The organism is Dactylosporangium sp. CA-233914 (genome assembly GCF_050942935.1).
In the GTDB taxonomy this organism is placed as follows: domain Bacteria; phylum Actinomycetota; class Actinomycetes; order Mycobacteriales; family Micromonosporaceae; genus Dactylosporangium.
This window is the reverse complement of sequence record NZ_CP192030.1, coordinates 2736895-2759133: the sequence shown is the minus strand read 5'-3', so window position 1 is coordinate 2759133 and position 22239 is coordinate 2736895. Positions and strand designations below refer to the sequence as shown.

Annotated in this window: 30 protein-coding genes; 13 read left to right on the top strand and 17 right to left on the bottom strand. The window is 72.6% G+C overall.

The features are described 5' to 3' along the window. Nucleotides 1-2 precede the first annotated feature (2 nt). A complete protein-coding gene (gene uraH / locus ACQPY0_RS12735; RefSeq protein WP_432988213.1) occupies nucleotides 3-305 on the bottom strand; it encodes a hydroxyisourate hydrolase in 303 nt (100 codons plus the stop codon). A gap of 169 nt (nucleotides 306-474) precedes the next feature. Continuing rightward, nucleotides 475-963, bottom strand: a complete 489-nt coding sequence (gene uraD, locus ACQPY0_RS12730; protein ID WP_432988211.1) for a 2-oxo-4-hydroxy-4-carboxy-5-ureidoimidazoline decarboxylase — start codon at nucleotides 961-963, stop codon at nucleotides 475-477. Nucleotides 964-1133: 170 nt separating this feature from the next. Here uraD and ACQPY0_RS12725 point away from each other — a divergent pair, with 170 nt between their 5' ends. Further along, the gene (locus ACQPY0_RS12725) at nucleotides 1134-1415 is read left to right on the top strand and encodes a methylenetetrahydrofolate reductase C-terminal domain-containing protein (protein WP_432988209.1); all 282 of its coding nucleotides are present in this window, start codon (nucleotides 1134-1136) and stop codon (nucleotides 1413-1415) included. A gap of 4 nt (nucleotides 1416-1419) precedes the next feature. Continuing rightward, nucleotides 1420-1566 (top strand): hypothetical protein, encoded by a 147-nt coding sequence (locus ACQPY0_RS12720; RefSeq protein ID WP_432988207.1) that lies wholly within the window; start codon nucleotides 1420-1422, stop codon nucleotides 1564-1566. Between the two features lie 198 nt (nucleotides 1567-1764). Here the strand turns inward: ACQPY0_RS12720 and ACQPY0_RS12715 are convergent, their stop codons facing one another. Then, nucleotides 1765-1977 carry a hypothetical protein gene (locus tag ACQPY0_RS12715; protein WP_432988206.1) on the bottom strand — a complete coding sequence of 71 codons (213 nt, stop codon included), beginning with the start codon at nucleotides 1975-1977 and terminating at the stop codon, nucleotides 1765-1767. A 98-nt stretch (nucleotides 1978-2075) separates the two neighbouring features. On the opposite strand from ACQPY0_RS12715, the gene ACQPY0_RS12710 reads away from it, so the two are divergent. Next, nucleotides 2076-2390 (top strand): hypothetical protein, encoded by a 315-nt coding sequence (locus tag ACQPY0_RS12710; protein WP_432988204.1) that lies wholly within the window; start codon nucleotides 2076-2078, stop codon nucleotides 2388-2390. A 63-nt stretch (nucleotides 2391-2453) separates the two neighbouring features. Here the strand turns inward: ACQPY0_RS12710 and ACQPY0_RS12705 are convergent, their stop codons facing one another. Then, complete coding sequence (locus tag ACQPY0_RS12705; RefSeq protein ID WP_432995206.1) at nucleotides 2454-2873, bottom strand: PPOX class F420-dependent oxidoreductase; 420 nt, start codon at nucleotides 2871-2873, stop codon at nucleotides 2454-2456. A gap of 143 nt (nucleotides 2874-3016) precedes the next feature. Further along, nucleotides 3017-3583 (bottom strand): TetR family transcriptional regulator, encoded by a 567-nt coding sequence (locus ACQPY0_RS12700; protein WP_432988202.1) that lies wholly within the window; start codon nucleotides 3581-3583, stop codon nucleotides 3017-3019. Nucleotides 3584-3687: 104 nt separating this feature from the next. On the opposite strand from ACQPY0_RS12700, the gene ACQPY0_RS12695 reads away from it, so the two are divergent. After that, nucleotides 3688-4089: an ester cyclase gene (locus ACQPY0_RS12695; RefSeq protein ID WP_432988200.1), complete on the top strand. Its 402-nt coding sequence runs from the start codon at nucleotides 3688-3690 to the stop codon at nucleotides 4087-4089. Between the two features lie 114 nt (nucleotides 4090-4203). On the opposite strand, the gene ACQPY0_RS12690 is transcribed toward ACQPY0_RS12695, so the two are convergent. Continuing rightward, nucleotides 4204-4848: an NAD(P)-dependent oxidoreductase gene (locus ACQPY0_RS12690; RefSeq protein WP_432988198.1), complete on the bottom strand. Its 645-nt coding sequence runs from the start codon at nucleotides 4846-4848 to the stop codon at nucleotides 4204-4206. Nucleotides 4849-5035: 187 nt separating this feature from the next. Then, on the bottom strand, nucleotides 5036-6040 hold the full coding sequence (locus ACQPY0_RS12685; RefSeq protein WP_432988196.1) for a patatin-like phospholipase family protein: 1005 nt from the start codon (nucleotides 6038-6040) through the stop codon (nucleotides 5036-5038). Between the two features lie 176 nt (nucleotides 6041-6216). Here ACQPY0_RS12685 and ACQPY0_RS12680 point away from each other — a divergent pair, with 176 nt between their 5' ends. Beyond that, on the top strand, nucleotides 6217-6810 hold the full coding sequence (locus ACQPY0_RS12680) for a TetR family transcriptional regulator (protein ID WP_432988194.1): 594 nt from the start codon (nucleotides 6217-6219) through the stop codon (nucleotides 6808-6810). Nucleotides 6811-6860: 50 nt separating this feature from the next. Here the strand turns inward: ACQPY0_RS12680 and ACQPY0_RS12675 are convergent, their stop codons facing one another. The 5 genes from ACQPY0_RS12675 to ACQPY0_RS12655 all read right to left on the bottom strand — a co-directional run bounded on the left by ACQPY0_RS12675 (nucleotide 6861) and on the right by ACQPY0_RS12655 (nucleotide 11640). Then, on the bottom strand, nucleotides 6861-7328 hold the full coding sequence (locus ACQPY0_RS12675; protein ID WP_432988192.1) for an ester cyclase: 468 nt from the start codon (nucleotides 7326-7328) through the stop codon (nucleotides 6861-6863). A gap of 34 nt (nucleotides 7329-7362) precedes the next feature. Continuing rightward, nucleotides 7363-8790 (bottom strand): MFS transporter, encoded by a 1428-nt coding sequence (locus ACQPY0_RS12670; RefSeq protein WP_432988190.1) that lies wholly within the window; start codon nucleotides 8788-8790, stop codon nucleotides 7363-7365. Between the two features lie 105 nt (nucleotides 8791-8895). Next, nucleotides 8896-9651: an SDR family NAD(P)-dependent oxidoreductase gene (locus ACQPY0_RS12665; protein ID WP_432988188.1), complete on the bottom strand. Its 756-nt coding sequence runs from the start codon at nucleotides 9649-9651 to the stop codon at nucleotides 8896-8898. A gap of 51 nt (nucleotides 9652-9702) precedes the next feature. Then, on the bottom strand, nucleotides 9703-10635 hold the full coding sequence (locus tag ACQPY0_RS12660; protein ID WP_432988186.1) for an oxidoreductase: 933 nt from the start codon (nucleotides 10633-10635) through the stop codon (nucleotides 9703-9705). 105 nt (nucleotides 10636-10740) lie between these two features. Then, the gene (locus ACQPY0_RS12655) at nucleotides 10741-11640 is read right to left on the bottom strand and encodes a patatin-like phospholipase family protein (RefSeq protein ID WP_432988183.1); all 900 of its coding nucleotides are present in this window, start codon (nucleotides 11638-11640) and stop codon (nucleotides 10741-10743) included. Nucleotides 11641-11839: 199 nt separating this feature from the next. Here ACQPY0_RS12655 and ACQPY0_RS12650 point away from each other — a divergent pair, with 199 nt between their 5' ends. Both ACQPY0_RS12650 and ACQPY0_RS12645 read left to right on the top strand, forming a co-directional pair. Further along, nucleotides 11840-12439, top strand: a complete 600-nt coding sequence (locus ACQPY0_RS12650; protein ID WP_432988181.1) for a TetR family transcriptional regulator — start codon at nucleotides 11840-11842, stop codon at nucleotides 12437-12439. Nucleotides 12440-12927: 488 nt separating this feature from the next. Continuing rightward, nucleotides 12928-13818 carry a CPBP family intramembrane glutamic endopeptidase gene (locus ACQPY0_RS12645; RefSeq protein ID WP_432988179.1) on the top strand — a complete coding sequence of 297 codons (891 nt, stop codon included), beginning with the start codon at nucleotides 12928-12930 and terminating at the stop codon, nucleotides 13816-13818. Here the strand turns inward: ACQPY0_RS12645 and ACQPY0_RS12640 are convergent. After that, nucleotides 13800-14447 carry a response regulator gene (locus tag ACQPY0_RS12640; RefSeq protein ID WP_432988177.1) on the bottom strand — a complete coding sequence of 216 codons (648 nt, stop codon included), beginning with the start codon at nucleotides 14445-14447 and terminating at the stop codon, nucleotides 13800-13802. The two genes, ACQPY0_RS12645 and ACQPY0_RS12640, sit on opposite strands and share 19 nt — an antisense overlap. Further along, nucleotides 14435-15673 (bottom strand): sensor histidine kinase, encoded by a 1239-nt coding sequence (locus ACQPY0_RS12635; protein ID WP_432988175.1) that lies wholly within the window; start codon nucleotides 15671-15673, stop codon nucleotides 14435-14437. The genes ACQPY0_RS12640 and ACQPY0_RS12635 overlap by 13 nt, the downstream gene beginning before the upstream one ends. 109 nt (nucleotides 15674-15782) lie before the next feature. On the opposite strand from ACQPY0_RS12635, the gene ACQPY0_RS12630 reads away from it, so the two are divergent. From ACQPY0_RS12630 to ACQPY0_RS12620, 3 genes are all read left to right on the top strand, one after another. Next, on the top strand, nucleotides 15783-15953 hold the full coding sequence (locus tag ACQPY0_RS12630; RefSeq protein ID WP_432988173.1) for a hypothetical protein: 171 nt from the start codon (nucleotides 15783-15785) through the stop codon (nucleotides 15951-15953). Nucleotides 15954-16278: 325 nt separating this feature from the next. Then, nucleotides 16279-16683, top strand: coding sequence for an ADP-ribosylation/crystallin J1 (locus tag ACQPY0_RS12625; protein WP_432995204.1), 405 nt, complete (start codon nucleotides 16279-16281; stop codon nucleotides 16681-16683). 4 nt (nucleotides 16684-16687) lie between these two features. Continuing rightward, entirely contained in the window at nucleotides 16688-17446 is a 759-nt protein-coding gene (locus ACQPY0_RS12620) for a GNAT family N-acetyltransferase (protein WP_432988171.1), read from the top strand. Between the two features lie 297 nt (nucleotides 17447-17743). Here the strand turns inward: ACQPY0_RS12620 and ACQPY0_RS12615 are convergent, their stop codons facing one another. Further along, entirely contained in the window at nucleotides 17744-19147 is a 1404-nt protein-coding gene (locus ACQPY0_RS12615; RefSeq protein ID WP_432995202.1) for an MFS transporter, read from the bottom strand. Between the two features lie 108 nt (nucleotides 19148-19255). Between ACQPY0_RS12615 and ACQPY0_RS12610 the strand changes: the two genes are divergently transcribed. Both ACQPY0_RS12610 and ACQPY0_RS12605 read left to right on the top strand, forming a co-directional pair. Beyond that, nucleotides 19256-19633: a MarR family winged helix-turn-helix transcriptional regulator gene (locus ACQPY0_RS12610; protein WP_432988169.1), complete on the top strand. Its 378-nt coding sequence runs from the start codon at nucleotides 19256-19258 to the stop codon at nucleotides 19631-19633. Beyond that, complete coding sequence (locus ACQPY0_RS12605; protein ID WP_432988167.1) at nucleotides 19633-20523, top strand: aldo/keto reductase; 891 nt, start codon at nucleotides 19633-19635, stop codon at nucleotides 20521-20523. The genes ACQPY0_RS12610 and ACQPY0_RS12605 overlap by 1 nt, the downstream gene beginning before the upstream one ends. On the opposite strand, the gene ACQPY0_RS12600 is transcribed toward ACQPY0_RS12605, so the two are convergent. Next, the gene (locus ACQPY0_RS12600; protein ID WP_432988165.1) at nucleotides 20487-20984 is read right to left on the bottom strand and encodes a DUF2306 domain-containing protein; all 498 of its coding nucleotides are present in this window, start codon (nucleotides 20982-20984) and stop codon (nucleotides 20487-20489) included. The two genes, ACQPY0_RS12605 and ACQPY0_RS12600, sit on opposite strands and share 37 nt — an antisense overlap. 21 nt (nucleotides 20985-21005) lie before the next feature. On the opposite strand from ACQPY0_RS12600, the gene ACQPY0_RS12595 reads away from it, so the two are divergent. Continuing rightward, a complete protein-coding gene (locus ACQPY0_RS12595) occupies nucleotides 21006-21554 on the top strand; it encodes a TetR/AcrR family transcriptional regulator (RefSeq protein WP_432988163.1) in 549 nt (182 codons plus the stop codon). Here ACQPY0_RS12595 and ACQPY0_RS12590 read toward each other — a convergent pair. Next, complete coding sequence (locus ACQPY0_RS12590; protein WP_432988161.1) at nucleotides 21524-22234, bottom strand: class I SAM-dependent methyltransferase; 711 nt, start codon at nucleotides 22232-22234, stop codon at nucleotides 21524-21526. The two genes, ACQPY0_RS12595 and ACQPY0_RS12590, sit on opposite strands and share 31 nt — an antisense overlap. Nucleotides 22235-22239 lie beyond the last annotated feature (5 nt).

Below are 22239 nucleotides of genomic sequence, written 5' to 3'. Positions count from 1 at the left end.
GCTCAGCTCCCCCGGTAGGTCGAGTATCCGAACGGGCTCAGCAGCAGCGGCACGTGATGGTGCCGGGCCTCGGTGATCGTGAACACGATCGAGACCTCGGGGAAGAAGGCATCGGGTCCCAGATACGCGGCGGTGTCGATCACCATCCGGTAGCGCCCGGTGCCCACCTCCTCCCACCGCAGCCGCCCGTCCGAGTCGGTGAGCCCGTCGCCGACGAACACCTGCTCGGCCGTCTCCAGCCGGATCGGCACCCCGGCGGCCGGGATGCCACGAGCCGTGTCGAGCACATGCGTCGACAAACTCATGCCAGCCCCTCCGCAACGCCGCGAGACAGGCCTGAAACCCCGCACTTGCGACGAGCGGCCACTCCGCTTCGCTTCGTACCGCTCAGACCAGCCCCTCCGCTGCGCTCCGGTGCAGGCCTGAAACCCCTGCGCCACTGATGAGCGGCCACTCCGCTTCGCTTCGTACCGCTCATGCCGCGGCCTCGGCCAGCCGCTCCAGCCGCAGCTCGACGATCTTGCGCAGCTCGCCGCGGACCACGGTTTGCTCGGTATCGTCGTCGTTGCGCATGCGTCCGCGGGCGGCGGCGAGGACCTCGTCGGCCGACTTGCCGCTGGCGAAGATCAAAAACAGGTGGCCGAAGCGGCGCTCATATGCCTCGTTGACCTGCGCCAACTCCTCGGTGGCACCCTCGACCCCCGACTGCTCGCGGCGGGACCAGGCGGCCTCGGTGCTCTCCCCGGCCGGGCGCTGCCCGATGCGCGGATGGGCCTGCAGCACCTGCCACAACTCCGCCCAGCCCAGCTCGTCGAACGCGGTCACGCCGGCCACGACCAGGTCGGCGGGGGTCTGATACGGCCTCGCCGCGACCACGCGGGCGGCCCAGCCGGGCGACGCGCAGCAGGCGAGCAGGGCCTCCTCGGCGGCCTCGGGCGCGAGGCCGTTGAACCGGTCGAGCATGACACCCCTCTCGTATCCTCGGCACAGTACTCCGGGGATGTTTCATGTCCAGACCTTCGCAGTCATGTCCAGTATCCGCGTTTTGTCCGAACCCGCGAGGCCAGAGCGCGGAAACGCCAGCGCCATGTACGTGAAACCGACGATGACGGCGGGAAGCCAAGATCGTTGGCGTGGCCAACATCGCCGCCTGCCCGAAGCACATGACGCACGGTCCGTGCGCCGGTGTGGCGGCCGGCGGCGGGTGCGAGGTCCCGGCCGCCGGCCCGTGCGCCTTCCCCGGCCCGACCTGGCCGTTTCCCACCGCGAAGGGAGCCGATCGGCTCCGGCTGCCCAAGCCGTTCGTGCTCACCGACCTGCCGGCCGCCCCGCTGGACACCGTCGCGCTGCGGGCCTCGCCCCGGCTGCTGGCCGGCACCGCGGACGCGCTCCTGCTCGGCGACCACGCCGAGTGAGCGGGTGCAGTTTCCGCCGTCGTACCCCGCCCGCGTCCTCGCCGACGAGGGGCTCGCCGCCTGGCCGGGCATCAACTGCCGGGACCGCAACCGGGCCGCACTCAACGCCGAGCTGGCCGCGACGCCAGGGCGGCCAGGGTCCACTGCGTGACCGGCGACCAACCCGCGCTCGGGCACCGCCCGGACGCGGCCACCGTCTTCGACCTCGACTCCGTCGAGCTGACCGCGCTCGCCCGCCGGCTCGACCTGGTGGCGTCCGTCGCGCACGCGCCGGCGGCGCCGCCACTGCAGGTACGGCTGCCGGGGGTGTTGACGAAAGTTGCCGCCGGGGCGGACGTGGTCGTGATCGTCACTGCGGCGGGCCCGGTCGCGCGGCGCTGCGGGTGGCCGGGTTCGCCGGAACCGTGCGGGTCGCCACCGACACGTTCTCCGCCACCGTGCTCGCGGGTTCGCCGGGGACCGGCTGCCGTCCGGTTACCTGGCGGGGCTGCACGAGGCGCCGGACCCGCGCGCGGCCGGGATCGCCGCCGCCGTCGACCTCGCGCGGACGCTGCTCGCACATCCGGGCATCGACGGGGTCAACCTGTCCGCGGGCACGCGGGCCGGGCACGAGCTCGCCATCGCGCGGGACCTGGCCACCATCGGACGGGAGCTGCGGGCGTGACGGTTCTGGGCACCCTCGCCAACGGCCGCATGGCCGCCGTCTCCATCCACGATGGACGCATCGCCGCGGACACCGTCCTTCGTGGAGCGCCCCTCGACAAGGCGCTCACCGCATCCACGGTGGACGACCCGCTCGGCGCGCTCGTGGCCAAGGCCGGCACCGACACCGGCGTTGCCGGCGGCCCGGCGACAGGCTTGCAGAACGTCGCGCCGCAGATGTACGCCGACACCAAGGTGATGCACTTCCAGGGCGCGACCGGCATGGGCATCCTGAAGCCACCGAGCGGGTGCGGTCGTTCGGCGGCACGGTGACGGCAGGTGCCCGGCGCTTCGGCCCCGCGGGCCTGCTCAACCCCGGGAAGCTGCCACGGGTGATCAGATGAGCGAGATGTCCCGTTCCCCGGTCAGGTGATCCATGCGCAGCCGGCACAGCAGGTTGCCCGGGCCGCTGTTGACCTCGCCGTAGCGCTCCGCCTCACCCTCGGGCACATAGCGCTCGGCGATGCGGCTCGCCCAATCCTGCAGATCGGGCGGGTCCTCGGTGACTTCGACGGCCCCGCGGGCGGCGACGAAGTGGTACGGGAACCGCTCGATGTCGACGGTGAGCGCCGCCTGCGGATTGGCCCGCAGGTGGCGCCCCTTCACCGACTCGCGGCCGGTGCTGAAGACGAGATCGCGCCCCTCGACGAGGAACCAGACCGGCGCGACGTGCGGCTCCCCGTTCACCCCTGCGGTCGCGAGCTTGCCGGTGTGCGTGCCGTCGGCGAGAAACTCGATCGCCTCGGCCTCGGTCATCGTGGTCACCCCTGAACCGTGCCTCGCGCCCCTCCCGGCCGCATGACCCGCGAGTGGCATTCCGAGGGGGCTCGCCGGCCGGCCGGGACGGGCTCAGCGGGGACGAGTTCCCGTGACCGCGGCCGCATGGGCACTGCCGGACGTCAGTAAGTCAGGACCCGGCGGACCGCCGCGACGAGCGCGGCCCGGCGTTGGGTCCGGGAGAGCCGGGGGATGAAGACGTCGAACTCGGGCGAGGCCGACGACCAGATCTGCGCCAGGTGGAGCACGAGCCCGAGGATTGTGACAGGGTCATCGTTGGCCGGCAGGTCACCGCGGGCCTGGGCGGCGGCGATCGCGTCGAGCTTGTCACGGATGTTGTCGACGACCGGTTCCAGCGGCGAGGTGGTGCCGCCGCGTTCCAGCCGGTACCAGGTCGCCATGCGCAGCAGTTCCGGCCGGGCTTCGTAGCCGTCGAACAGCCGGCCGGCATACTCCGGCAGGTCCAAGGGGTCGATCGGAGCGTCCTGGATCGACGCGACGACGAGCGCGTTGAACGCGGCGTTGAACATGCCGTCTTTGCTGCCGAAGTACTGGTATATCTGGGCTTTGTTGGACTGGGCGGAGGCGGCGATGCGGTCGACCCGAGCACCAGCGATGCCGTAGGCCGCAAACTCGGTGATGGCCGCCTCGATCAGGCGCCGGCGGGTGGCTTCGGAATCACCTGGCATGCGGTCGCTCTCTTCCCTGGGTTCGGGTCACTCTACGTCAGCGCCGCGACACGTAGTAGTTCATATGTGCTGACCGACAAATCTCTAACCAACTGGTTGATAACATGGTGGGAGTCAACGGCGGCGATCTCGACCTGATCGACCATGCGGAGCTCGTCTGGGAGGGTGGCAGCCTCGGCGAGCGGCGCGGCATCGAGGCGTACAAGGCGATGATGGGCGCCGGCACCGGCACGAGTCGCTGGGTCGGTCTGCACCTGCACGTGCTCAACGTCTTCGAACAGGGCGACATGGTGGTTGTGCAGTTCACCAACAGCGGCCGGCGGGCCGGGCGGCTGTTCGGTGTCCTGCCGTTCCGCAGCCGTCGCGGCGTGTGGAACGGCGTGGGCATCTACACCCTGCGCGACGGCAAGATCGCCCACTCCTGGTTCGTCGAGGATGTCGTGGCCATGCTGCGCAGTCTCGGACCTCGCGGCGCGATCAACCTGATGACCTCCGGCCGCAGCTAACCGCACTCGCCACGGCATCGATGGGCCGCCACGGCCCCCGGCGGCGATGCCGGGCCGCGCGTCCTGGCCGACCGGTGACCGACCGCAGGCGACGCCTTGGGGTCGATGCGCCGGTTACGGGTAAAGGTTGCCCCCGAATGTGCGTGGTTCGGCCACGATGTCCAGGATCAGCCGGGCCAGGTCCGCATACGTCGTGGTGGTGAGGGAGCGGGGCGGGACGTCGAGGTTTGGGCGCAGGCCGCGAGCGGGTGCCTCGACGACGCGGGCCGGCCGGACGACGGTCCAGTCCAGGCCGCTGGAGGCCAGCAGACGGTCCTGCAGCCGCCGTTGCCGGATGGCCGCAGCGGCCACGGTGCGGTATGCCGCGGCCGTGATCCGCGGTACGAGCCCGGCGGTGTGCGGCGGGTAGACGGCTTCGGACAGCACGATCAGGCGCCGGACGTGCTGGGCGCGCATCGCCTCGATCGTGATGGTGGTGCCGGTGGTGAACACCGGGGCCTGCCGGTCACGTCCCAGCCCGACGGCCAGGATGGCGGCGTCGGCGCCGGTGAGCGCGTCGTGCACGCTGGCCGGGTCGAGGATCGAGCCCCCGACGATCCGCTCGGCGGGCGATCCGCTCAGCCGGCCAGGGTTGCGCCCGTGCGCGGTGACGGCGAGCCCAGCCTCGCCCGCGCGCTCGAGCAGCGCATGGCCGGTGCGGCCGGTGGCGCCGAAGACGGTGATGCGCGACGGTGCTGCCGCCGCACGGGGATCGGTCATGACGTTGTCTCCTGTCGGATGCGGATCGGGGTTGCCGGAGCCAGCTGTCGTGGCCGCAGCGGCGCCGTGCCGCCACCTGTTGCAACCGAGCTGGTGGCTGGGCGCCGGCCGCGCTCGGGGATGCGCCCGGGGTGAGGCAGCGAACCTCGCGCAGCGGACCGGGTCGGCCCGGTCCGCTGCGGTGCCGTCAGTGCCGCAGGAGCTTGCCGACGCCGTCGGCTGCGGCGGCGCCGTCGCTCAGGCCGAGTTCCACGGCCTTGGGCCGGACCTTCGGGTCGAGAGCGCCCTTGATGACCTCGTCGGAGCCGGGACCGCCGGTGATCCGCACGACCCGCAGGCCGCCCGCTTCGAGCCGCTTGAGGGCATCCTCCTCGACGGTGTTGGACAGGTTCGGCGTCGGCATCCCGATGTAGATGATCGCATCGAGGTGCTTCTCGGCGACCAAGGCGGCCGAGAACGAGGTACGCGGCGCGTCGGTGTAGTGCTGGCCGTTGATCTCCACCGTGGGCAGGAAACCGGGCACGGCCGCGGAGGACGCGACCGCGGCCGCCAGCGGGACGCCGTCCGCGCTCTTCCACAGCACGGTCTTGCCGGTCTCGGCGTTGACCGACGTGGCCCGGAAGTCCAAGGCTGGCCACTGGGTGGCCGGCAGCATGGTGGCGACATAGCCGACCAGGTCGGCGCTGGAGATCGGCAGCTTCATGCTCATCGCCAGCGCGCCGATCCGCTTGTCGCGCTCCTCGATGGTGCCCTCAGTGGAGCCGAGGGCGGCGAGCATCTCGGGCGGGATGGCGCCGCCGGCACCGGGAGTGACCGGCGCGGACTTGACGCTGCCGGTCTTCTCGTTGCTGACGAGCCGGTGCAGGTCAGCCTTGGAGCTGAAAGCCACGCCGGCGAACGCGCCGGCGGAGGTGCCGACGACGACGTCCACGACGTCGGGGGTGAGCCCGGCCTTGTCCCGCAGGGCGGCGAGCACGCCGGTCTGCCAGGCGATGCCGGTCTCGCCGCCGCCGCCGAGGATGATCCCGACCCGGGGGCGCGCCGACGCGGGCGACGCGGCGGCGCTACGCCCGGCGGGTTGGGCGGTGCTACTGGGCGATCCGCACGCTGCCAGCAGCGGCAGGCCGGTCGCGACAACGGCCGATACGGCGAGGAGTCGGCGACCGAGTCGAGAGCTGGATTGGGTAGGCATGAACGTCCTTTCGGGTTGACCCACACTTCTGACTGACCGGTTAGTTAGATAGAAGCAGCGCAGGTTTCGCTTGTCAACTATCTGGTTAGTCGACACGTCAAGGGCGAGCGCTCAAGGGCGCGGCAGGACCGTTCGCCGGGTTTTCATCTATCCGGTTAGTCGGTTAGGCTCAGGGGATGATGCGAGACGCGCAGGCGACCCAGCAGCGGCTGCTCGAGGCGGCTGCGGACGAGTTCTCGGCGTACGGGATCGCGGGTGCGCGGGTCGACCGGATCGCGGACGCCGCGAAGAGCAACAAGGCGCAGATCTACCACTACTTCGGCAGCAAGGACCGGCTGTTCGACGCGGTGATGAACGACATCGTCAGCCGCACGGCGGGCAAGGTGCCGATCACGGTCGACGACCTGCCCGGCTACGCCGGGCGGCTGTTCGACGTCTACGAGGACGACCCGCGGATCGCGCGGCTGGCGACGTGGTACCGGCTGGAGCGGGTGGGTGATCCGCGGCAGCTGGAGGTGCTGTCCGAGACGATCGCCGACGAGCTCACCCAGATCCGCCGGGCGCAGCGGGCCGGTCTGCTGGCCTCCCGGTACCGTCCGGCGGATCTGCTCAATCTGGTCCTGCACATGACGTTCCTCTGGGCGTTTGTCTTCCCGGAGCTGCAGGCACAGTTCGTGCGCACGACTCGCGGTCACCGCCGCCGGGTGCTGGTCGAGTCGGTCGAGGCAATGCTGCGGCCCGATCCGGCCGCCGATCCCGAACCGAGCTGAAACCGGGCGATGCGGGCCGCGACGCGGCTTCGGTGGCGTACCCGCCGGGCTCAGCCGGGCTGGTCGACCGCGCCCAGCTGTTGCAGCATGCCGAGGATGTCCTCGGCGAACCAGGCTTCGCTGATCCGGCCGTCCCGCACGGTGTAGATGCCGATGCCGAGCCATTCGGCGTGTCTGCCGGTTGCGGGGTGGCCGCGGAAGGTGCCGGTGTGGGTGCCGCTGTTGGTGAACCGGACGACGACCTTGTCGCCGTGGCTGATCACCTCATGGATGGTGAGGTGCATGCCGGTGAACGCGGCGCCGGCGTCAGCGCCCAGCATCTGCCGATAGGCGTCGATGCCGTAGACGTCGCCGAGGCTGCCGCCGTGCCAGGCCAGGTCCGCCGCCCACAGGTCGGCGACCAGATCGAGGTGGCCGCCATTGATCACCTGGTCCAGGAAGCGGCGCACAACGATCTCGTTCCCGTCGGTCTCGTCCGCGGCGGGCTCACGCACACGGGCTCCGGTCGTGTCGGTCATGATGTCTCCTTGAGCGTGCGACTGGCGTATCCGGTCAAAGGGTCGGGGGCCGGCGGCTGGTATTGGCTCGGGAGCCGGTCGGGCGGCCGCGGCTGACGCTGGACCCGGTGGTGGATCTGGCGAGGCAGGCCGCCAGCACGATGCCGGCCAGAGACAGCACGGCCGCGGTGCGGAATCCGGCCTGGACGCTGCCGCTGCCGATCGCGACGAGGAGGCCACCGCCGGCTGCACTGGCGATCTGCTGGACGGTGTTGAGCACCGCACCGGCATCGGCCGCCTGGTCGGGTGCGGTGGCGTTGAGTCCGAGCGTGAACAGGGGGGTGGTCAGAAACGCGATGCTGGCGCTGAGCAGTAGGTGCGCGGCGATCGTCCAGCCGGTATTGGTGTGCGGGCCGAGGAGGGCGAGGGTCCACAATGCTGCGGCGAGGCCGAGGGCGCCGGTGGGCAGGACCGCTGCTGGGCCGTGCCGGTCGTAGAGTCGCCCGACGAGCGGGGCGAGGATGCCGGTGACGAGGCCGCCAGGCAGCAGGAGAAGACCGGTCTGGCCGGCGCTGTGGCCGTGGATGTGCTGCAGGTCGATCGGTAGTAGCAGGAGGGACCCCGCCAGGCCGACCATGGTTACGGCGAGCATGCCGACGGCGCCGGTGAACTGCGGCACGCGGAACGGGTGGAGGTTGACCAGGGCCAGCGGGCCGAGCCGGCGTTGCCGGGCGACAAACCCGACAAGAGCCGCGCCACCGCCGGTGAGTGCGGCGATCGTGGCCAGCGGGCCGCAGCCGCCGGCCACGCCGAGGACGATCCCGCTGAGTCCGGCGGCGGCCAGGAATGCGGAGCGCAGGTCGAAGCGGACCGGTCCGGTGGTGGTGATGTCCCGCACGGTGGCCAGTCCCAGGGCAAGGGCCGCGGCGGCGGCGGACAGGGTGAGCCAGAACAGGGCCCGCCAGCCGAGGCAGTCGACGACGAGCCCGGCCAGGACCGGAGCGAGCGCGGGTGCACCGGCCATCACGAGCGTGATCAGGCCCATCGTCCGGCCGCGCCGCTGCGGCGGGACGAGCACGGCGACGACGGTGAGCAGCAGCGGGGTGATGACCGCGCCACCGGCGGCCTGGGTCATCCGTCCCGCCAGCAGCACGGTGAAGCCGGGGGCGGTGGCGGCCAGCACGGTGCCGGCGAGGAAGACCGTCATGGCCGTCAGGTACAGCGGGCGGAGCCGGAAGCGGCGGGTCAGCACCGGCGTGGCCGGGATGACCGCGGCCATGGCGAGCATGTAGCCGGTGGTCAGCCACTGCACGGTGGTGCCGGGGACGCCGAGGTCGCGGCTGAGCGCCGGGCCGGCCACCGTGGTGAGGGTGGCGCTGATGACGGTCAGGAACGTTGCGGTGAGCATTGCGGCCAGGATCGCGGCGTCGCGGCGCGGGGTTCTGGCCTCGGCCGCCGTCGGGCGGAGGGCGAGGAGGGTCATGGCGCGTCCTTTCCGCGGCCAGGGCCGGTCGCGGTGGCGGCGGCGTCGCGCCGCCACCGGCGCTGGGATGGGCTGTTCGGAGGTGGGGCGGGTGGTTCACGCGGTTCAGGCCAGAAACCCGCCGTCGACGCGGAAGAAGGTGCCGGTGATGTACGAGGCCCGGTCCGACAGCAGGAAGCAGATGGCCTCCGCGGTCTCGCTGGGCTGCCCGGAGCGGCCCATCGGCACCTTCGCCTCAGCCGACGCTGTGGCCTGCGGGTCGGTACGCGACAGCGGGGTCGCGATCACGCCCGGCTGCAGCTCGTTGATCCGCACGCCGGTAGTCGCGTGTTCCAGCGCGGCAGCGCGGGTCAGGCCGCGCACGGCGTGCTTGGTGGCGGTGTAGGCGGCGTAGCCGACGTGGCCGCGGTCGGCGTCGACGCTGGAGACGTTGACGATCGCGCCGCCACCGGCGGCGATGATCGCGGGGATCTGGTACTTCAGGCCGTAGAAGACCGCGTCCAGATTGACGCCCATGACCTGCCGGTAGGCGTCGACGTCCAGGTCGACCAGGCGGCTGGCGCCGCCGGACACCCCGGCGTTGTTGACCGCGAGGTGCAGCGCCCCGCCACGGCGGACGGCGAAGTCGACCGCGGCGGCCACCTGGCCCTGGTCGCTCACGTCGGCCGGGAAGGGATACGCGATGCCGCCGGTGGCGCGGATGCTGTCGGCTGCCTCCTCCAGCGGAGCGGGCCGCCGTCCGACGAGGATGACCGCGGCACCCTCCCGGGCGAGCTGCTCGGCGGTGGCCAGCCCGATGCCCGTCCCGGCGCCGGTCACCAGCGCGACCTTCCCGGCGAACGGCTTGAGCGGGTCGATCATGTTCGTGCTCCTTTCAGCTGCGGATCGGAAGAACCCGAGGTCGGATCGGCGTCAGGGCTGCAAGTGGACGCCGGTGAGCCGCTCGCTCTCGGACCACAGCCGGGCGCCCTCGGCCGGGTCGCCGGCCCCGGCGGGCAGGTTGAGGCGCTTCGGGGTACCCGAGGTCTGGTCCCGGCCCGCCGGCCCGTAGAAGCCGCCGCTGACCACATCGGGGCTGGTCGCCGCGAACAGCGACGGCCAGGCCGCGCCCTGCGGCGAGCCCATGGCGATGTGCCGGGTGATGCCGATGACCGCCCGGGTGAGCGGGCCCTGGTTGTGCTGCTGGAGATTCGTCATGGCCGAACCGGGGTGCACCACGACCGGGGTGATGCTTGTCCCGGCCAGCCGTCGGGCCAGCTCGGCGGTGAACACGACGTTGGCCCGCTTCGACTTCGCGTACGCACGCATCGGGCCGTACCGGCGCTCGCTCATCAGGTCGTCCAGCCGGCCGACCCGCCACGTCGCCGCGACCGCGCTGACCGTGACGATCCGCGCGGCCGGCGCGCGCAGCAACGCGGGCAGCAGCCCGGCCGTAAGGGCGAAGTGCCCGAGATGGTTGGTGCCGAACGTGAGCTCGAACCCGTCGGTGGTGGTGCGCCGCTCGGGGATGTTCATCACCCCGGCGTTGTTGACCAGCAGGTCGACCGGCCTGGTCCCGGCCAGCCCGGCGGCCGCCGCCGACACCGACGCCAGCGATCCCAGGTCCAGCACCGTGGTCTCGACGGCCGCGCCCGGCCACTCGACGCGCAGCGCGTCGGCGGCCTCGTCCAGCTTGCGCTGGTCGCGGCCGGCCAGGATAACCGTTGCGCCGTGACGGACCAGCACGCGGGCGGTCTCCAGCCCGATGCCACTGTTCCCTCCCGTGATGAACGCAGTACGGCCGGACAGGTCGGGAATCTGCTCGGGCGTCCAGTGCGACGCCGGACGTGACGAGACCGTTCTCATGATCAACTCCAGGGTGGGAATGTGGCATGTGAGCGATGGGACGGCAGGGTGGTGCGGTTTGGGGAGCGCCCCGGCGAGGCCGGAACCTGGACTTGAGCCGGCCGGCTAGACGGCGCGGAACGCGGCCACGGCGGACGCGGCGGCCGCACCGTCACGTAGACCGAGCTCAACCGCGTGCGGACGCAGCTTCGGGTCGAGTGCCTCGCGGATCAGCTCCTCCGAGCCCTCACCGCCGGTGATCCGCACGACCTGCAGCCCGTCGGCTTCGAGCCGGTCGAGGGCGTCTTCCTCGACCGTGTTCGACAGGCTCGGCGTCGGCATCCCGATGTAGACGATCGCGTCGAGCTGCAGCTCAGCGACCAGGCCGGCCGAGAAGGAGGTCCGGGGCGCGTCGGTGTAGTGCTCGCCGTTGATCTCGACCACCGGCAGGAAGCCGGGGACGGCGGCCGAGGATGCCACCGCCGCAGCCAGTGGCACCTCGTCGGTTCGCCGCCACAACACCGTCCGCCCCGTCGCCGCATTCACCGACGTCGGACGAAAGTCGACCGCCGGCCAACTGGGGCCGGGCAGCATCGTCGCCACGTACGCGACGAAGTCGGCGGTGGAGATCGACAAGGGCGTCTGCAGTGCCAGCGCGCCGACCCGCCGCCCGCGCTCCTCGATGGTTCCCTCGGTGGAATTCAGCGCCGCGATGATCTCGGGCGGGATCGCGGTCATCCCGCCGCCGGCCGGCAGCGGCGCGGTCGCCACCTCACCACGCCGCTCCCGCTCGACCAGGTCCTGCAAGTCGAGCCCGGCGCTGAAATACAGCCCGGAGAACGCCCCGGCCGACGTGCCGACGACCACGTCGACCGTCGCCGGCGTGAGCCCGGCCCGCTCACCGAGGGCGGCGAGCACCCCGGCCTGCCAGGCTATGCCGGTCTCGCCGCCGCCGCCGAGCACGACGCCGACTCGGGGACGCCTCGACGCGACATCGCGGTGCGCTGCGGCGTGGCTGATTTGCATGGGATCGCTCCTCACAGTTGCTGCCACCCGGTTTCATCTGACCGGTTAGTTAGAAGATAGCGATAGACACTGACTCCAGTCAACTATCTGGTTAGTTGCACGCGTCGGTGGGCACGCGTGGAGATGGCGGTTCCTGGTTCCCCGCCAGCCAGGCCGGCGCGCCTGTCATCTATCCGGTTAGTCGATTACGCTGGGCGCTATGGCCAGAGACGCGCAGGCAACCCGGAGGCGATTGCTCGCTGCGGCGGCCGACGAGTTCGCCGCGCACGGCATCGCCGGCGGTCGGGTCGATCGGATCGCGGCCGCCGCGGGCAGCAACAAGGCGCAGATCTACCACTACTTCGGCAGCAAGGAGCGCCTCTTCGACGCGGTGCTGGACGACGTCGTCCGCCGTGTCGCCGCCGAGGTGCCGATCGACGTCCGCGACCTGGCCGCCTATGCCGGCCGACTGTTCGACCGCTATGAAACCGACCCGCGCATCGCTCGGCTCGCCATCTGGTATCGCCTGGAGCGGCCCGCGCCACACCCGCACAACGGCGCACTCGCCGCGACCATCGACGACGAGCTGATCCGCATCGGCCAAGCCCAGGCCGACGGCATGCTTCCCGCCGCGCGCCGCCCGGTCGACCTGCTCACCCTCGTGCTGCACCTGTCGTTTCTCTGGGCGGCCGGGTTCCCGGAGCTCGAAAGCCGGATCGCCGCCACGTCCCGGGAGCATCGTCGTCTCGTGCTGACCGACGCCGTCCGCGCGCTGACGACACCGCAATCCCCGGTAGGCGTCATACCCCAACCCGCGTAATCCGCGGGGCGCACACCGAGATCGTCCGCGACTGATGGAATGGGAGCCGGGGGCGGCTCGACCGTCGCGACGGCCACGTTCGCGCGGACGGCAGTTCCTTTGCGGTCGACGTTCATCCTGCTGCGCGGAGATCGACTGGGCCGGCCCGCTGCTCGGCGACGAGGAGACCGCTGTAGCTGCTTGCCGTCGCGGCGGGCGCCCGGGGGGCGGCGGACGCGACGCGGGTCCGCGCGGCCGCCACGACGGTGGCTCGTCCAGCCTCGGGATCGAATGCTCTTGCGCGGCTGCGGACCCGGTGATCCGGCAGCGCAGCGCGGCCGGTGCCCGCGAAGCGGGCATGGGGGGTGCGGGGTGGGAACCCCCGCCCGCGCCGAAGGCGCGAGCAGTACAGCCTGCTGTACCGGCGTCCGGCAGCTGCTGGGAGTGACCTTCACCGATGGGGCTGGTGTGCTCGGGGCATACGTTCACCGTCCCTTGTGGAGGATGTCATGCGCCGCCTTGTGCAACGATTTCCCGTTGCCACGTTCTTCGTGCTCGCCTTCGGGGTGAGCTGGCTGGCCTGGGTGCCGTACGTGCTGTCCCAGAGCGGGCTCGGGCTCGTGCCGCTGCGGATTCCGTCGCTGCTGGGCAGCACGCAGCTGGTCGGGTTGCTGCCGGGGGCCTACCTGGGGCCGTTGACCGCCGCGTTCGTCGTCACCGTCCTCACGGAGGGGCGGGAGGGGCTGCGGCGCTGGTCGCGGCGGCTCATCCGGTGGCGGGTCGGCTGGAAGTGGTACGCGCTGGTGCTCCTCGCCGTTCCCGCCGGAATCCTGCTCGCGACGTGCGCGCTGCCGGGCGCCTGGGGGCACATCGCGCGGCCGTCGGCGGCGATCGTCGTGGCGTACGTTCCCGTGCTGCTGATGCAGATCGTCACCACGGCCATGGCCGAGGAGCCCGGGTGGCGGGACTTCGCGCTGCCCCGCCTGCAGAGCCGCTTCGGCGCCCTGGCCGGGACCGTTGTCCTCGGTGTGCTGTGGGGCTGCTGGCACCTGCCGCTGTTCCTCACCGAATGGGGCGGCTGGCCCGACGTGTGGTGGGTCTCGCCGATCGAGTTCGTCGCCTGCTGCGTCCCGCTGAGCCTGGTGATGACGTGGGTGTTCAACCGCACCGGCGAGAGCCTGCCGGTCGTGATGGTGCTGCACGCCGGGATCAACACGACGTACTCGCTGATCTGGAGCGAGGTCTTCCCGACGCTCAACCCGGTCCGCGACACTCCGCACGCCACGCTGATCGGCTCGACCGCCGTGGCCCTGATCCTGATCGCGGCGACGCGCGGGCGCCTCGGGCTGAAGACCCGCGCCGCCCACGAGGTACGACAGCTTCAGGAGGCCTCAAGGTAGTGCAGAACGGCGGCGACCCGGCGATCGGTGCGGTCGTCGGGTGCCAGTTCGAGCTTGGCGAAGATGCTGCGGATGTGCTTGTGGACGGCGCCCTCGGTGACGAAGAGGCGCTCGGCTATCGCTGTGTTGCCCAGGCCCTCGGCCATCAGGGCCAGGACCTCGCGCTCGCGGGCGCTCAGGCGCTCCAGGCGCGCGTCCGGGCGGCTGCGGCTCAGCAGTTGGGCGACCACGTCCGGGTCGATCGCGGTGCCGCCGCCGGCGACGCGGTGCAGGGCGGCCAGGAACTCCTCGACGCGGCCGACGCGCTCCTTGAGCAGGTAGCCCAGGCGGGCGCCGCCGGCCGCCAGCAGGTCGGTGGCGAAGGCCTGCTCGACGTACGCCGAAAGGACGAGGACCGCGAGCTCCGGCCGGCGGCGGCGGGCCTCGACGGCGGCCACGATGCCCTCGTCCGTGTGGGTCGGGGGCATGCGCACGTCGACGATGGCCACGTCCGGGCCGTGCTCGTCGACGGCGGCGAGGAACGTCGTGGGGTTGTCGGTGGTGGCCACGACGTCGAGGGACTCGGCGCGCAGCAGCAGCGCGAGGCCCTCGCGCAGCAGGGCGTCGTCCTCGGCGATCACGATCCGCACGGCAGGCTCACCTTCAGGATGGTCGGACCGCCCGGCGGGCTGGTCAGGTCAACGGTTCCGTCGTGGGCCTCGGCGCGCTGACGGATGCCGGCCAGGCCGGAGCCGCCGCCCGCGTCGGCGCCGCCGCGGCCGTCGTCGGTCACGGTCAGTTCAAGACGTCCATCGACACGCCGCAGTCGCAGCTCGGCATGCTCGGCGCCGCTGTGCTTGGCGACGTTGGTCAGCGCCTCGGCGGCGACGAAGTACGCGGTCGCCTCGACCGACGCGGCGCAGCGCACCGGCAGTTCGGCGTCGACGGCGACCGGGGTCGGGCAGGTGGCGGCGAGCGAGCGCAGCGCGTCCGGGAGGCTGCGGTCGGTGAGCACCGGCGGCAGGATGGTGCGCACGACGGCGCGCAGGTCGGCCAGGGCCGCCTCGGCCGCGCCCTGCGCCCGCTCCAGGATCTCGTCGGCGGTCGCCGGGTCGCGCGCCACGGCCCGCCGTGCGGCGCCGAGCAGCACGTTGACGGCGACGATCCGGTTCTGGGTGCCGTCGTGCAGGGCGCGCTCGATGCGGCGCAGCTCGGTGGCGTGGGCGTCGAGGGCGGCGGCGCGGGTCGCGGTCAGCTCGGCGACCCGCAGCATCAGGTCGGTGCCGGGCGCGGGCGCGAGCAGCCGCCGCCCCGGCCATTCCTGCAGCCGCGCGAGACAGGGCGTGGCGAAGAAGACCAGGGCCAGCCAGACCAGGCCGAGGGCGGAGACGACGAGGGCGCCGGTTTGATCGTGTACTACGGGAAAGCCGATCGACGACGTCGCACCCGACTCGGGCAGCAGCCGCCACCACAGCGCGAACGTCCCGTCGCGCAGCACGTTGACGGGCAGCGAGATCGCGAGGATGCCCAGGAACAGCCCGGCGCTGCCGTGCACCGCCGCCCAGGCGACCTCGCGCCGCACGGCCGGATCGGTGACCGCGTCGCGCACCCGGGTCGGCGCGGGCAGGTGGCCGAGGATCTCCGGCCCGGTCCGGGACAGCCGGTCGCGCTCCCGGTCGGCGACGACCCGCAGCAGCCGCAGCGCGAACGGCGCGATGAGCAGCCCGACGCCGATCAGGCAGGCGGCCATCGTCACCACCACGGTCAGCAGCGCGACGAGCGCGAGGATGCCCGTGCCGAGCCCGCCGACGAGCCGCTCCAGCGCGTCGAGCGCGATACGGGTCCGCGCGGACGCGTGCCATCGCGGTAGAGCCATGCGCCGAAAGTACAGCCTGCTGTACCCGCCCCGTGCAGCGCACGCCATCGACCGCCCCGGGCCGGCGTCATAGCGTCGAAGACGACACCGATTGACGAAGGAGCACGTGATGTCGAACGAACGCCGCACCACCGTCCTGCTGTGGACCGCCCTCGCGATCGCCGCGGTACTCAACGTAACCCTGTCCGCCGTGAACCCGTTGCTCGGCGCCGGCTTCGGCGTCGTGGTCCTCGCCTGCGCGGGCGCGCTGATCATGCGCCACCGCCGGGCCCGCTCCTGAACCGCCAGAGCGTTGCAGACCTTGGCGTTGCGGCGGTACCGGTTGACGTACTGCTGGGATGATGCTGCCCATGCTGTACGGGCTGGGGCGGGGCGACGAGGTCAAGGTGCTACGGCTGGACGGCGACCGGGCCGGGGAGTTGCTCGCCGCGGCCGTCGGGCACCCCGGCGGCACGGCCGCCTACCCGCTGGACGAGGCCGCCCTGCTCGACGTGGCCGAGCGCGCCCCCGAGGCGACCTGGCGCTGGCTGGCCGGCGACGTGGAGTTCGTGGCGTTCGCCGACTCCGCGGCCGTACACCATGGGGATCCGCGAGTCGCAGCGCTGCTGGCGGCCGCCTGCGCCGGGCGGGTCGAGGAGCCCGGGGGCGCGACGCTGCTGTGGCGCCCCGTCGGCCCCGGCGAGCTGAACCTGATCGAGGCGTCCGGCTGGGGCGCGTTCCCGCCCCGGCTCGCGGACCAGCCGATCTTCTACCCGGTGCTCAACCGCGCCTACGCCGAGCGGATCGCCCGCGACTGGAACGTCCCGGCGAGCGGGCGCGGCTACGTGACCGAGTTCCGGGTCGACACGGCGTTCGCCCGGCGATACCCGAGCCGGCGGGCCGGTGGCGCCGGCGTCGACGAGCTGTGGGTGCCGGCCGGGGAGCTCGACGAGTTCAACGCGCACATCCGCGGGCCGATCGCCGTGGTCGCGGAATTCGGTTGCGAGCCGCGGCGACCGGGTGTCGGGTGAGTCCATGGACGTCAATGAGATCCTCGCCCGCTTCGACCGGGACGTCCGGCAGCGGCCGCAGGAGGGCCCCGGCGCCGTGGTCGAGCGCGAGCCCGGCGTCGTGCGGGTCGTCGCCGGGGACGACGGCTGGACCGGCATCACCTGGTCCGGCCTCGACGGCCTGGACGCCGACGCGGTCATCGCGGCCCAGGTCCGCCGGTTCGCAGTGGCGGGAATGCCCTGGGAATGGAAGCTGTACTCGCACGACGCCCCGCCCGACCTCGCCGCCCGCCTCCTGGCCGCCGGCTTCGAGCCCGGTCCGCCCGAGTCGCTGCTGGTGGCGGAGGTCGCCGCCCTGCCCCGGCGCCCCGAGCTCCCGGCGGGCGTGCGCCTGGAGCCGGTCACCGGCCCCGAGGGCGCCGAGCTGCTGGTCCGGGTCCACGACGAGGTCTTCGGCGGCGACCACTCGGCCGTCGGCCGCGCCGTGCTGGCCCGCCCCGACGAGGTGAAGGCGGTCGTCGCCATGGCCGGCGACCGCCCGATCTGCGCCGGCCGCCTGGAGTTGCACCCCGGCACCGAGTTCGCCGGCCTGTGGGGCGGCGGAACCGCGGCGGACTGGCGGGGCCGGGGCGTCTTCCGCGCGGTGGTCGCGTACCGCGCCGCCCAGGCCGCCGCGGCCGGCTACCGCTACCTGCAGGTCGACGCGAGCGACGACAGCCGCCCGATCCTGCGGCGCCTGGGCTTCACCCGCCTGGCCACGACCACCCCGTACGTGCACGCCTGAAACTCCTACCGCACCCGGTCAGCTCCTCCGGCACTGGGCCACGAGCAGAACGCCGGCTCCCGCCAACCCGATCGGCATGCCGTGACCGGGCCGCCACGCGGCGGCGACGCCGCACAACTCGGCCGGCGCCAGCATCGGGCGGGCCCGGGCCAGGTCGAGCCGCGCGGGCCGCGGTGTCAAGGGCGGTCAGGCCAGCGGGTCGGTGAGGGCAGGCCCCGACCGCCCCAGCGGGCCCCGCGGCGCGCCGTACGAGCGACCGGCCCCGTTCCGGGTGGCCGGTCGCTCGGACGACTGGAGTCAGGCCTTGCGGGACAGCAGCGGGACCAGGCTCAGCAGCAGGCCCGCCACGGCCACCCCGGTGACCAGGTCGACGCCCGGCTGGAACTGGGTGAAGTCGAGCCTCGCGGCCGGGCTCGCCGCGGCGACGAGGGCCGTCACGACCGCCAGGACCAGGGCCGCGCCGACCTGGCCCGAGGTTTGGACCAGGCCCGAGGCCAGGCCCTGCTCCTCGTCGGCGATGCCGTCGGTGGCCTGGGCCATGATGGAGCTGAAGCCGAACGCGAAGCCCCCTCCCAGTAGCAGCATCGTCGGCAGGGTGGTGACCGCGTAGTGCGGGGCGTTGCCCGCCGTGAGCAGGAACCAGCCGTAGCCGAGGACCAGCGAGAGCATGGACCCGGTGATGAGCGGCGCGGTGCCGAACCGCGTGATGAGCCGCCCCACGAACGGCGAGCCGAACGCGACCAGCAGGCCCGCCGGCAGCAGCGCCAGGGCCATGCGCAGCGGCGACCAGTGCAGGACGTCCTGCAGGTACAGCGTCATCATGAACTGGAAGCTCAGGTAGGAGCCGAACAGGGCCATCATGCCCAGGTTCGCCCGCACGATCGAGCCGATGCGCAGGATGCCGAGCCGGACCAGCGGGTGGGCCACGCGGCGCTCGACGGCGACGAAGGCGGCCAGGAGCGCCACGGCGGCGAAGGCCATCGCCAGGGTCAGCGGGTGGAGCCAGCCGCGGTCCGGGGCGGACACCACGGTGTACACCGTGAGCAGCATGCCGCCGACGAGCGTCGCGGCGCCGGCAATGTCGTGGCCTCCTTCGGCCGCCGGGCGGTCGCGCGGGATCAGGGCGATGCCGGCGGCGAGCGCGGCGACCGCGAGCGGGACGGGGATGAGGAACGTCCAGCGCCAGCCGACGCTGGTCAGCAGGCCGCCGAGGATCAGTCCGGAGGAGTAGCCGCTGGCGCCGAAGACCGAGAAGACCGACAGCGCGCGGTTGCGGGCCGGGCCCTCGTGGAAGGTGGTGGTGAGGATGGACAACGCCGTGGGTGCGGTGAACGCGGCGGCCAGGCCCTTCACGAACCGGGTGGCGATCAGCAGCGTTCCGTCGTCGACCAGGCCGCCGATCAGGCTCGCGACCGCGAAGACCGCCAGGGCGATCAGGAAGACGCGGCGGCGGCCGAGCAGGTCGGCGGTGCGGCCGCCGAGCAGCAGCAGCCCGCCGTAGCCCAGGACGTAGCCGTTGACGATCCACTGCAGGGAGGTGGTGGACAGACCGAGCTCGGAGCCGATCGACGGCAGCGCCACGCCGACCATGGAGACGTCCAGGCCGTCCAGGAACAGCACGGCACACAGCACTGCCAGCACACCCCAGAGCCGTGGTGTCCAGACCTGCTCTGCCGCCCGTGGCGCCTTGGTGAGTGTCATAGTCACGGGTCGTGACACTAAATGCGCGTGCATTCAATGTCCATGCACTAAATCTTCGAGCATTTAATGCAAGTGCATCCTGATGTGGTGGGGAGTAGGATGCCGCCCATGAGGTCCGACGGAGTCCTGGTCGAGCGCTGGCGGTCGCTGCTGACCAGCTACAACGAGATCGCGGGGCACCTGGAGCGGGCGCTGTCGGAGCGGCACGGGCTGACGCTGAGCGAGTTCGAGATCCTCGATCGTCTCGTGGCGCAGGATTGTGAGAAGCGCCGCATGCAGGACCTCGCCGCGGACATGTATCTGAGCCAGAGCGCCCTGTCCCGCGCGGTGGCCCGGCTGGAGAAGCACGGCCTGGTCGCCCGCGCGCTGTGCGAGGCCGACCGGCGCGGGGTGTTCGTCAACCTCACCGAGGAGGGGCTGACCCGGCACACGGCCGCGCGCCGGACGCACCTGTCCATCCTCGCCGAGCACCTGCAGCCCGCCTGATGAGCTTCGAGCGCCTCGACCTGACGGTGCCCGTGCACCGGATCGGGCTCGGGCTCGCCGCCGTGGGCCGACCCGGATACATCAACCTCGGCCGCGACCACGACCTGCCCGCCGACCGCTCGATCGCCGCGCTGCGCCGCCGCAGCCACGAACTGCTCGACGCCGCCTACGCGGCCGGGGTTCGCTACGTGGACGTGGCGCGCTCCTACGGCCGGGCCGAGGAGTTCGTCGCCGGCTGGCTCGACGGGCACCAGGACGTGGTCGTCGGGTCGAAGTGGGGATACACGTACACCGCCGGCTGGCGGGTCGACGCGGCCGTCCACGAGGCCAAGGACCACTCCCCCGCCACGTTCGCGCGGCAGCTCGCGCAGTCGCGGGCGCTGCTGGGCGGGCGCCTGGACCTGTACCAGATCCACTCCGTCACCCCCGACAGCCCGGCGCTCACCGACCGGGAGCTGCACCACGGCCTCGCGGAGCTCGCCGCGACGGGGGTCACGATCGGGCTGTCGGTCAGCGGGCCGCGCCAGGGCGAGGCGATCCGCGCGGCGCTGCGCGTCGAGGTGGACGGCGAGCCGCTGTTCCGCACGGTGCAGGCGACCTGGAACCTGCTGGAGCGCTCGGCCGGGCCCGCGCTCGCCGAGGCGCACGCGGACGGGCGGCGCGTCATCGTCAAGGAGGCCATGGCCAACGGCCGCCTGGCGGGCCGCGACGCGCAGGCCCTCGCGGCCGTGCTCGACCAGCCCTTCGCCGATGTCGTACTGTCCGGTGCCGCGACACTCGCCCAGCTCGCGAGCAACCTGCGGGCACTTCGCACCGAGGCGGGGCCGGTGCCCGACGCCGAGGCGCCGGACGACTACTGGCGCACCCGCTCGGGGCTCGCCTGGTCATAGGGCGCGGCCCCGCGGCGCGCCGCCAGCACCACGAGCCCAGCGACCGCCACGCAGCCCAGCGCGCCCAGGGTCAGCCCGCCGGGGCGGTGGACGATCCACTGTGGAATGTCGCGCTGCGGCACCACGACGGCACCGGCGAACGCGCCGAGCAGGCCGAGATACGAGCCGGTCATGAACCGGCGGTGGGTCCGCACGCGGCCGGTCACCGCCGCCCACAGCCCGATGCTCAGCGTCACGAACGTGAACACCGACAGGCCGTGAATCCAGCTGAAGTGCCCCGGGTTCAGGGCGCGGATGGCGAATGAGCTCAGGATCGTGCAGTACATGGCCGCGACCCAGACCCGGCCGGCGAGCCGGTGCGCGCGGTCGCCGCGGGCGCGGCGCAGCAGGTTGTAGGCGCCGAGCAGCAGCGAGATCGTCGCGGCCGCGGCATGGAGCGGAATAACAACGTTATCGCTCATAACACTGTTATAGTCCTGGTCGTGGCGGTCGTCAACACCGAACTGACCGCGCGGCTGGTCGACGCGGCAGCCGCGATCCTGGTCTGCGATGGGCCCGGCGGGCTGTCACTGCGCAAGGTCGCGGCGGCCGCGGGGGTGTCGACGATGCCGGTGTACACCCTCTTCGGCGACAAGCAGGGGCTGCTCGACGCGATGCACCGCGAGGGGTTCCGGCGCCTGGGGCTGGCGCTCGCGGCCGTGCCGCGCACGGACGAGCCGCTGGCGGACCTGGCGGCGCTCGGCCTCGCCTACCGGGAGGCGGCGCTGGCCAGCCCGCACCTGTACGGCCTGATGTTCACCGGCGGCTTCGGGCACACGGAGGCGGCCGAGGCCACCTACCGGCCGCTGGTCGATGCGGTGGCCCGCTGCCAGGCCGACGGCGTCTTCGACGGCACCGACCCGGAGCCGATCGCGCTGCATCTGTGGGCGCTCGCGCACGGCCTGGTGAGCCTGGAGCTGGCCGGCAAGGTGAGCGGGGAGTCCTATGCCGAGCAACTCGGCTATGCCGCCTTGGCGTTCCTGCGCCGATAGTGGGAGTGCACCGCGTCCTGGCCCGTGTAGTTCGGGCCGGCCCGGTCGTCGGCGCCCAGGTAGTCGTAGGGCAGGTCCACGTCGCCGCGGTCGTCGCGGCCGATGCGGCGGCGGCGCCCGTCGTAGCTGAAGCCGGCCTCGCGCAGGTCCGCGGCGAGGCGACGGCCCGCGGGGACACCGTCCGCCAGCCGCACCGAGGCGAGGTCCAGGTCGGCGACCAGCCGCCCGCCGTCGGTGAGCCAGCCCGCCGCGCGGGCCAGCAGGCCGAGCTTGTCGCCCACGTAGTGCAGGCCGTGGACGCTGGTGATGAGGTCGTAGCGCCGGTGCGGCGCCCAGGTCAGCACCGGCGCGGCGGTCAGGCGCAGCCACGGCACGTCAGGGGCCGGGTCGAAGGCGTCGACGAGGTCGACACCCTCGACCAGGACCCGTCCGGCCACGCCCTGCTCGTCGAGGCGCGCGGCCGCCTGGATCAGCGCGCGGCCGGAGCCGCAGCACAGGTCGAGCCAGGCGACCGTGTCCGGCGCGCCGGTGACCCGCAGCAGGGCCGCGATCACCTCGACCGGGTTGAAGCCGAGCTCGCGCTCGTAGCTGTCGACCCCGTCGAGCTGGCGCTCACGGTTCATCGCGGAGTTCGCCACCACTGCCGATCCGGCGAGGGCGTCGTCGTCGAGCAGGGGCACGGCGA

What these genes read in the sequence shown, in the direction of transcription:
- uraH (WP_432988213.1), bottom strand. Translation starts at nt 305, where the DNA reads ATGAGTTTGTCGACGCATGTGCTCGACACGGCTCGTGGCATCCCGGCC.
- uraD (WP_432988211.1), bottom strand. Translation starts at nt 963, where the DNA reads ATGCTCGACCGGTTCAACGGCCTCGCGCCCGAGGCCGCCGAGGAGGCC.
- ACQPY0_RS12715 (WP_432988206.1), bottom strand. Translation starts at nt 1,977, where the DNA reads ATGTGCGAGCAGCGTCCGCGCGAGGTCGACGGCGGCGGCGATCCCGGC.
- ACQPY0_RS12705 (WP_432995206.1), bottom strand. Translation starts at nt 2,873, where the DNA reads ATGACCGAGGCCGAGGCGATCGAGTTTCTCGCCGACGGCACGCACACC.
- ACQPY0_RS12700 (WP_432988202.1), bottom strand. Translation starts at nt 3,583, where the DNA reads ATGCCAGGTGATTCCGAAGCCACCCGCCGGCGCCTGATCGAGGCGGCC.
- ACQPY0_RS12695 (WP_432988200.1), top strand. Translation starts at nt 3,688, where the DNA reads ATGGTGGGAGTCAACGGCGGCGATCTCGACCTGATCGACCATGCGGAG.
- ACQPY0_RS12690 (WP_432988198.1), bottom strand. Translation starts at nt 4,848, where the DNA reads ATGACCGATCCCCGTGCGGCGGCAGCACCGTCGCGCATCACCGTCTTC.
- ACQPY0_RS12685 (WP_432988196.1), bottom strand. Translation starts at nt 6,040, where the DNA reads ATGCCTACCCAATCCAGCTCTCGACTCGGTCGCCGACTCCTCGCCGTA.
- ACQPY0_RS12680 (WP_432988194.1), top strand. Translation starts at nt 6,217, where the DNA reads ATGATGCGAGACGCGCAGGCGACCCAGCAGCGGCTGCTCGAGGCGGCT.
- ACQPY0_RS12675 (WP_432988192.1), bottom strand. Translation starts at nt 7,328, where the DNA reads ATGACCGACACGACCGGAGCCCGTGTGCGTGAGCCCGCCGCGGACGAG.
- ACQPY0_RS12670 (WP_432988190.1), bottom strand. Translation starts at nt 8,790, where the DNA reads ATGACCCTCCTCGCCCTCCGCCCGACGGCGGCCGAGGCCAGAACCCCG.
- ACQPY0_RS12665 (WP_432988188.1), bottom strand. Translation starts at nt 9,651, where the DNA reads ATGATCGACCCGCTCAAGCCGTTCGCCGGGAAGGTCGCGCTGGTGACC.
- ACQPY0_RS12660 (WP_432988186.1), bottom strand. Translation starts at nt 10,635, where the DNA reads ATGAGAACGGTCTCGTCACGTCCGGCGTCGCACTGGACGCCCGAGCAG.
- ACQPY0_RS12655 (WP_432988183.1), bottom strand. Translation starts at nt 11,640, where the DNA reads ATGCAAATCAGCCACGCCGCAGCGCACCGCGATGTCGCGTCGAGGCGT.
- ACQPY0_RS12650 (WP_432988181.1), top strand. Translation starts at nt 11,840, where the DNA reads ATGGCCAGAGACGCGCAGGCAACCCGGAGGCGATTGCTCGCTGCGGCG.
- ACQPY0_RS12645 (WP_432988179.1), top strand. Translation starts at nt 12,928, where the DNA reads ATGCGCCGCCTTGTGCAACGATTTCCCGTTGCCACGTTCTTCGTGCTC.
- ACQPY0_RS12635 (WP_432988175.1), bottom strand. Translation starts at nt 15,673, where the DNA reads ATGGCTCTACCGCGATGGCACGCGTCCGCGCGGACCCGTATCGCGCTC.
- ACQPY0_RS12630 (WP_432988173.1), top strand. Translation starts at nt 15,783, where the DNA reads ATGTCGAACGAACGCCGCACCACCGTCCTGCTGTGGACCGCCCTCGCG.
- ACQPY0_RS12620 (WP_432988171.1), top strand. Translation starts at nt 16,688, where the DNA reads ATGGACGTCAATGAGATCCTCGCCCGCTTCGACCGGGACGTCCGGCAG.
- ACQPY0_RS12615 (WP_432995202.1), bottom strand. Translation starts at nt 19,147, where the DNA reads ATGACACTCACCAAGGCGCCACGGGCGGCAGAGCAGGTCTGGACACCA.
- ACQPY0_RS12610 (WP_432988169.1), top strand. Translation starts at nt 19,256, where the DNA reads ATGAGGTCCGACGGAGTCCTGGTCGAGCGCTGGCGGTCGCTGCTGACC.
- ACQPY0_RS12605 (WP_432988167.1), top strand. Translation starts at nt 19,633, where the DNA reads ATGAGCTTCGAGCGCCTCGACCTGACGGTGCCCGTGCACCGGATCGGG.
- ACQPY0_RS12600 (WP_432988165.1), bottom strand. Translation starts at nt 20,984, where the DNA reads ATGAGCGATAACGTTGTTATTCCGCTCCATGCCGCGGCCGCGACGATC.